Below are 6,899 nucleotides of genomic sequence, written 5' to 3'. Positions count from 1 at the left end.
TCGGGCTTTCGTCCGGTGCGGCGAGAGCACGTGCCGGGCGTCGCGGGGCAGACGGGAGTTTGACGACACCCCCTAGCAGGCGCCCCAGAGGTACGTCGTGCGGTGGCCGTCGAGGAGCCCGGTCAGGCGGGCCCGGAACGCGTCGCCGAGGTCGGGCCAGTTCCAGAACTCGAAGCCGAGGTGGGCGAAGGCCAGGGGGCACTCGTCCCACGTCCAGTCCGGTACGGCGACGGGCGCGGCGCAGGCCGGGCAGGTGACGGAGGCGGAGCCGGTGTCGTGCCAGGCCTGCATCGCCTCGCTGAAGCGCGGCCAGATGCTGTCGTCCAGCGGGGTCGCCGCCGTGCAGCGCGGGCAGACGGCCGCGTCCGGCATGTCGGCTCCGCTGGTGAAGCCGGTGCGCCGGGTGTGGACGGCGAGCCCGCCGGAGGGCGGCAGGTCCCAGTCGTCGCGCACGGCCCGCTCCCAGTGGGGGCCGGGCGGGTGTCCCAGCGGTTCCCCGAGGACGCACGCGGTGCGTTCGGCGCGTACGACGCCCTCGGCCACGAGCCAGGCCACGACCCGGTCCGCGAGGCGTCGTGCGTCGGCGGCTCCCGCGTCGAGGTCCGCGATCACCTGGAAGCGGTCGCCCACCGTCAGTCCAGCGCCCCGTCGAGCAGCGCCGCCCACTGGGCCACCACGCGGTCGCGGCGCGGCGCGTCGTCGGTGAGGAGGTTGGCGAGGCCGAGGCCGCGGGCCATGTCGAGCAGGCCCTGCACGGTCTCGCGGACGCCGGGGCGGGTTTCGTCGGCGCCGAGGAGCTCCACCGCGATGCGGTGGGTCTCGCGGCCGACCCGGGCCTCCAGTTCGGTGACCCGGGGGCGGAGCTGTTCCTCGTTGGACGCGGCGACCCACAGGTGCAGGGCGGCGCGGAAGAGAGGGCCGGTGTAGAGGTCGACGAGGGCGGTGACGACGGCCCGGCGGTCGCCCGCCGCGCCCTCGGGGAAGAGGGCGCGCAGGGCGCCGGAGCGTTCCTCGGCGACGTACTCGACGGCGGCGGTGAACAGGTCCTCGCGGGTGGGGAAGTGGTGCTGGGCGGCGCCGCGGGAGACGCCGGCGCGTTCGGCGACGACGGAGACCGTGGACCCGGCCCAGCCGTGTTCGGCGAGGCAGGACACGGCGGCGGCCAGCAGCCGCTGCCGGGTGGCCCGGCTGCGGTCCTGCTTGGGGACGCGGTCCGCGCGGTCGGCACGGTCCGCGTGGTCGTCTGTCGTCACAGTGCTCATTCCGTCACAGCACCCATTCGGGATCCCGTCGTTCCAGGAAGGCCGTCATCCCCTCGCGGGCCCGCGGGGAGGAGAACAGCCGGGCCGAGAGCGCGGTCAGCTGGGCCGCGTCCCGGTCGAAAGTCTCCAGCACCCTAGCTGTGAGCAGCCGTTTCGTCTCGGCCAGGGCCTCGGGTGCGGACCGCCGCAGCCCGTCCAGGACGGGTTCCAGTACGGCGTCGACGTCGTCGCCGGCCGCGGTGAGCAGGCCGATGCGGGCCGCCTCGGCGGCGTCGAACCGTTCTCCGGTGAGGTAGTAGCGGGCGAGGGCGCGCGGGTCGGTGCGGGGCAGCAGCGGCAGGGAGATCACGGCGGGGGCGACGCCGATGCGTACCTCGGTGAAGGCGAAGGTGGCCGTGTGGGCGGCGGCGGCGATGTCGCAGGCGGCGAGCAGGCCGAGGCCGCCCGCGCGGACGTGTCCGGTGACCCGCGCGACGACCGGTTTGGGCAGTTCGACGAGCAGGCGGAGCAGGGCGACGAGCGCGTCGGGGTCGGGCGGGTCGCGCAGGTCGGCGCCGGCGCTGAAGGTGGTGCCGGTGTGGGTGAGGACGACGGCGCGGACGCCGTCCTCCTTGCCGGAGTCGGCGAGGGCGTCGGTCAGTTCGCCGACGAGGGCCGCCGACAGGGCGTTGCGGTTGTGCGGGGAGTCGAGGGCCAGGGTCTCGACCCCCCGCGCGCGGGTGCGCTCGACGGAGGTCATGCCCGCTCCCTCAGCTCGCGGCGCAGGATCTTGCCGGAGGCGGCGCGGGGCACGGTGGCGGTGAAGACGACCTGGCGGACGCGTTTGTAGGGGGCGACGCGTTCGGCGACGTGCGTCATGACCTCCGCTTCGGTGAGGTCCGGCGCGGTGGGCTGGCGCACCACGTAGGCGCGGGGGATCTCGTTGCCGTTGTCGTCGTGGACGCCGATGACGGCGGCGTCGGCGATGCCGGGGTGGGTGAGGAGCAGCGCCTCCAGTTCGGCGGGGGCGACCTGGAAGCCCTTGTACTTGATCAGTTCCTTGACGCGGTCGACGACGAACAGCCAGCCGTCCTCGTCGACGTGCCCCACGTCGCCGGTGTGCAGCCAGCCGTCGGGGCCGATCAGCGCGGCGGTGGCGTCGGGGCGGCCCAGGTAGCCCTTCATCACCTGCGGGCCGCGGATGAGGATCTCGCCGCTCTCCCTGGGCCCGAGGTCCTTGCCGGGGTCGTCGAGCGCCACGATCCGCATCTCGGTCCCGGCGATGAGCTTGCCGACGGTTCCGGCGGGCGCGTCCCGCATGGCGTCCAGGGGGACGACGTGGGTGCCCGGGGAGAGTTCCGTCATGCCGTACGCCTGGCCGACCGGCGGCAGTCCCAGGCGGCGGGAGCAGGCCGCGGCGAGGCCGGCGTCCAGGGGGGCGGCGGCGCTGATGACGTACTTCAGGGACGACAGGTCGTACTGGGCGACCAGTGGGTGCTTGGCGAGGGCGAGGACGATCGGCGGGGCGACGTAGAGGGCGGTGATGCGGTGGTTCTGGATGGCCGAGAGGAAGGTCCCCAGGTCGAACCGGGGCAGGACGACGACGGTGGCGCCCTGCCGGAGCGGGGCGTTCATCAGGGCGGTCAGCCCGTAGATGTGGAAGAAGGGCAGGACGGCCAGGACGCGTTCGCCGGGTCCGGCGTCGATGGCGGGTTCCAGCTGGGCGAGGTTGGTGGCGATCTGCCGGTGGGTGAGCATGACGCCCTTGGGGGTGCCGGTGGTGCCCGAGGAGTACGGCAGGGCGGCCAGGTCCTCGGCGGGATCGATGGCGATGTCCGGCTCGGGGGCCGCGGATCCCAGCATGTCGATCAGGGAGCGGTGTCCGGGCGCGCTGTCGCAGACGAAGATCTCCCGGACGCCGCCCGCGAGTTCGGCGGCCCGGCGGGCGGTGTCGAGCAGCGGTGAGACGGTGACGATCCAGCGGGCCGCCGAGTCACCGAGCTGCTTGGCGAACTCCTCCGCCGTGGCGAGCGGGTGCACCGTGGTGACGGCGGCGCCCGCGCGGGTGGCGGCGTAGAACGCGGTGGGGAAGGCGATCGTGTTGGGGCTGTGCAGGGCGAGGACGTCGCCCCTGCGCACGCCTGCCTCGGCGAGCCCGGCGGCGACGCGCCGGTGGAACCGGTCCAGCTGCTCGTAGGAGAGGGTGGTGCCGTCGGTGCCGTCGATGAGGGCGGGCGCGTCGCCGAACTCGGCCGCGCGGCCCAGGACCGCCTCGTGGATGGGCAGGTTCACGGGCGGGACGTCTGCGTACTCGCTGCGGAACATCGGTTCCTCCTCGCGCGGGGGCGGGTGTCAGTACGACTTCGGCAGACCCAGGGTCTGGTGGGAGACGTAGTTGAGGATCATCTCCCGGCTCACCGGGGCGATACGAGCCACGCGCGCGGCCGTGACGAGCGAGGCGAGGCCGAACTCGCGGGTGAGTCCGTTGCCGCCGAGGGTGTGCACGGCCTGGTCGACGGCCTTCGCGCAGGCCTCTCCGGCGGCGTACTTGGCCATGTTCGCGGCCTCGCCCGCGCCGGCGTCGTCGCCCGCGTCGTACAGCTGGGCCGCCTTCTGCATCATCAGGCGGGCCAGTTCCAGGTCGATGTGCGCCTGGGCGAGGGGATGGGCGATGGCCTGGTGGGCGCCGATGGGGGACTTCCAGACGGTGCGGTCGCGGGCGTACTCGACGGCCTTGGCGACCGCGTACCGGCCCATGCCGATCGCGAACGCGGCCGTCATGATCCGCTCCGGGTTGAGTCCGGCGAACAGCTGGAGCAGGCCCGCGTCCTCTCCCCCGCGGCCGAAGGCGTGGGAGGGGCCCCCACCGACGAGCGCTTCGGCGGGCAGCCGGACGTCGTCGAGGGTCAGCTCGAACTGCTTCTCCTGCGCGGCGAGTTCCATGTCGATCTTGCGGCGGCCGAACCCGGGGGTGTCCCGGGGGACGATGAACAGGCAGGGCTTCAGGCGGCCCGTGCGGGCGTCCTCGGTGCGGCCGACGATGAGGGTGGCGTCGGCGATGTCGACGCCGGAGACGAAGACCTTGCGGCCGGTGAGGAGCCAGTCGGCGCCGTCGCGGCGGGCCGTGGTGGTGATGCGGTGGCTGTTGGAGCCCGCGTCGGGTTCGGTGATGCCGAAGGCCATGAGGCGGGTGCCGTCGGCGAGGCCGGGGAGCCAGGTCCGCTGCTGTTCCTCCGTGCCGAAGCGGGCGATCACGGTGCCGCAGATGGCCGGGGAGACGATCAGCATGAGGAGGGGGCAGCCGGCCGCGCCCAGCTCTTCCAGGACGATGGAGAGTTCGGTGATGCCGCCGCCTCCGCCGCCGTACGCCTCCGGCAGGTTGACGCCCAGGTAGCCGAGTCTGCCCGCCTCGGACCAGAGTTCGTGGTGGTCGTGGTTGCGGCCGTGGCGGGTGCCGAGGGCGGCCACGGCGGCGCGGAGTGCTCTGTGTTCCTCGGATTCGATGTGGGTGGTCATCGGGGTCCTCCGGTCTGCGGGTGGTGGTGGGCTGGTCGCGCACACGCGGCGGAGCCGCGTATCGGTACAGCCCCGCGCCCCTAGCTGGTTGCCGTCACGACCGCCAAGAGGGTGCCGAGTTCCACTTGCTGGCCTCGGGTTACGCGCAGGGCGTTCAGAGTCCCGGTCGCCGGGGCCGTGATCTGGTGCTGCATCTTCATCGCCTCCAGCCAGAGCAGGGGCTGTCCGGCCCGTACGGCGGTTCCCTCGGTCAGGCCGTCGGCGATGCGGACGACCGTGCCGGGCATGGGGGCGAGGAGGGAGCCCGGGGCGTGCTGGGCGGCGGGGTCGGGGAAGCGGGGCAGGGCGCGCAGGGTCGTTCCGTCGACGTGGATGTCGTCGCCGTGGCGGGCCACCGTGTACGTGCGTCGGACGCCGTCCGCCTCCAGGACGACGAGCCGCGCGTCGGCGTGCAGGACGCGGACGCCGTCGGCTTCCAGGCCGCCCGCGCGGGTGTGCCGGTAGCGGACCTCGTGCTCCTCGCCGGCCATCGTGTACCGCTTGGTCTGCGGCTGGGAGGGCAGGTTGCGCCAGCCGCCGAAGCGGGAGCGGCCGTGGGCGTCGGCGAGGGCGGCGGCGAGCGGGGCGTACGGGTCGGGGGCGGGCTCGGTCAGCTCGGCGAGGTGCCGGCCGTAGAAGCCGGTGTCCATGTGGCCGGAGGTGAACTCCTCGTGGCGCAGGGAGCGGACGAGGAGGTCGCGGTTGGTGAGCGGGCCGTGGATCGCGGCCCGCTCCAGCGCGCCGGACAGCTTGCGGATCGCCTCCGCGCGGGTGGGTGCGTGGGCGACGGCCTTGGCGATCAGGGGGTCGTAGTGGACGCCGATCGGATCGCCGTCGGTGTATCCGGTGTCGAGGCGGACGGTGTCCGGGACGGCGAGGCGGTGCAGGGTGCCGGTCTGCGGGGCCCAGTGCTGTGCCGGGTCCTCGGCGTAGAGGCGGGCCTCGACGGCGTGGCCATGCGCGCGTGGGGGTTCGTCGTCCAGGGTGTGGCCTTCGGCGACGCGGATCTGGAGGGCGACCAGGTCGATCCCGAAGACGGCCTCGGTGACGGGGTGTTCGACCTGGAGGCGGGTGTTCATCTCCAGGAAGTGCGCGCGGTCCCCCGCGACGAGGAACTCGACGGTGCCGGCGCCGGTGTAGCCGACCGCGCGGGCGGCGCGTACGGCGGTCTCGTGCAGCTCGTGGGTCAGCCCGGGGCTCAGGCCGGGCGCCGGGGCCTCCTCGACGACCTTCTGGTGGCGGCGCTGGAGGGAGCAGTCCCGGGTGCCGAGCGCCCACACCGTGCCGTGGGTGTCGGCGAGGATCTGCACCTCCACGTGCCGTCCGTCCTCGACGTACGGCTCGACGAACACCTCGTCGTCGCCGAACGCGGCCAGTGCCTCCGCGCGGGCGGCGGTCAGCTCCTCCTCCAGGTCGGGGAGGCGGCGTACGACGCGCATGCCGCGTCCGCCGCCGCCCGCGGCCGCCTTCACCAGCACGGGGAGGTCGCCCTCGGTGACCTCGCGCAAGGGCGTGATCCCCAGCAGTTCCTTGGCGCGGGTCTTGGACGCCATGGCCTCGATGGCCTCCGGTGGCGGGCCGATCCAGACCAGGCCCGCGTCGAGGACCGCGCGGGCGAAGCCGGGGTTCTCGGAGAGGAAGCCGTAGCCGGGGTGCACGGCGTCGGCGCCGGCCGCGAGGGCGGCCCGCACGATCAGGTCGCCGCGCAGGTAGGTGTCGGCGGGGGCCGCCCCCGGCAGTCGTACGGCGGCGTCGGCCACGCGCGCGTGGAGGGCGTTCTCGTCGGCGTCGGAGTACACCGCGACCGTCCGGATGCCCAGCTCACGGCAGGTGCGGAAGACGCGGCAGGCGATCTCGCCCCGGTTGGCGACGAGCACAGAAGTGATCACTGGGTTTCCTCACATCCGGAAGACGCCGAAGCCGCCGCGCACGCCTTCGTAGGGCGCGGTGTGGACGGCGGACAGGCACACGCCGAGGACGGTGCGGGTGTCGCGCGGGTCGATGACGCCGTCGTCGTAGAGCCGTCCGGACAGGAACATCGGCAGCGACTCGGACTCGATCTGCTGCTCCACCATGGCGCGCAGGGCGGCGTCCGCGTCGTCG

The 6,899-nt window shown here is 73.8% G+C and carries 6 protein-coding genes and 1 pseudogene; all 7 read right to left on the bottom strand.

Features of this window, described 5'->3' with window-relative positions; all coding sequences use genetic code 11:
• Positions 1-72: 72 nt before the first annotated feature.
• Positions 73-630, bottom strand: coding sequence for a hypothetical protein (locus tag CCN42_RS04135; RefSeq protein ID WP_086733111.1), 558 nt, complete (start codon positions 628-630; stop codon positions 73-75).
• A gap of 2 nt (positions 631-632) precedes the next feature.
• Positions 633-1,262, bottom strand: a complete 630-nt coding sequence (locus CCN42_RS04130; RefSeq protein WP_086733110.1) for a TetR/AcrR family transcriptional regulator — start codon at positions 1,260-1,262, stop codon at positions 633-635.
• A 4-nt stretch (positions 1,263-1,266) separates the two neighbouring features.
• Positions 1,267-2,001, bottom strand: coding sequence for an enoyl-CoA hydratase family protein (locus tag CCN42_RS04125; protein ID WP_086733109.1), 735 nt, complete (start codon positions 1,999-2,001; stop codon positions 1,267-1,269).
• Positions 1,998-3,566 (bottom strand): 4-coumarate--CoA ligase family protein, encoded by a 1,569-nt coding sequence (locus tag CCN42_RS04120; RefSeq protein ID WP_086733108.1) that lies wholly within the window; start codon positions 3,564-3,566, stop codon positions 1,998-2,000. The genes CCN42_RS04125 and CCN42_RS04120 overlap by 4 nt, the downstream gene beginning before the upstream one ends.
• Positions 3,567-3,593: 27 nt before the next feature.
• Positions 3,594-4,757 (bottom strand): acyl-CoA dehydrogenase family protein, encoded by a 1,164-nt coding sequence (locus CCN42_RS04115; RefSeq protein ID WP_086733107.1) that lies wholly within the window; start codon positions 4,755-4,757, stop codon positions 3,594-3,596.
• A gap of 80 nt (positions 4,758-4,837) precedes the next feature.
• Positions 4,838-6,685, bottom strand: coding sequence for an acetyl/propionyl/methylcrotonyl-CoA carboxylase subunit alpha (locus CCN42_RS04110; protein ID WP_086733106.1), 1,848 nt, complete (start codon positions 6,683-6,685; stop codon positions 4,838-4,840).
• A 9-nt stretch (positions 6,686-6,694) separates the two neighbouring features.
• Positions 6,695-6,899 (bottom strand): annotated as a pseudogene (locus tag CCN42_RS04105) (acyl-CoA carboxylase subunit beta); the annotation flags it as partial.

Origin of the sequence: Streptomyces glaucescens (genome assembly GCF_002154375.1) — a bacterium.
GTDB lineage: Bacteria > Actinomycetota > Actinomycetes > Streptomycetales > Streptomycetaceae > Streptomyces > Streptomyces glaucescens.
Note: the sequence above shows the minus strand (reverse complement) of the source record. Positions and strands in the feature narration are given on the sequence as shown.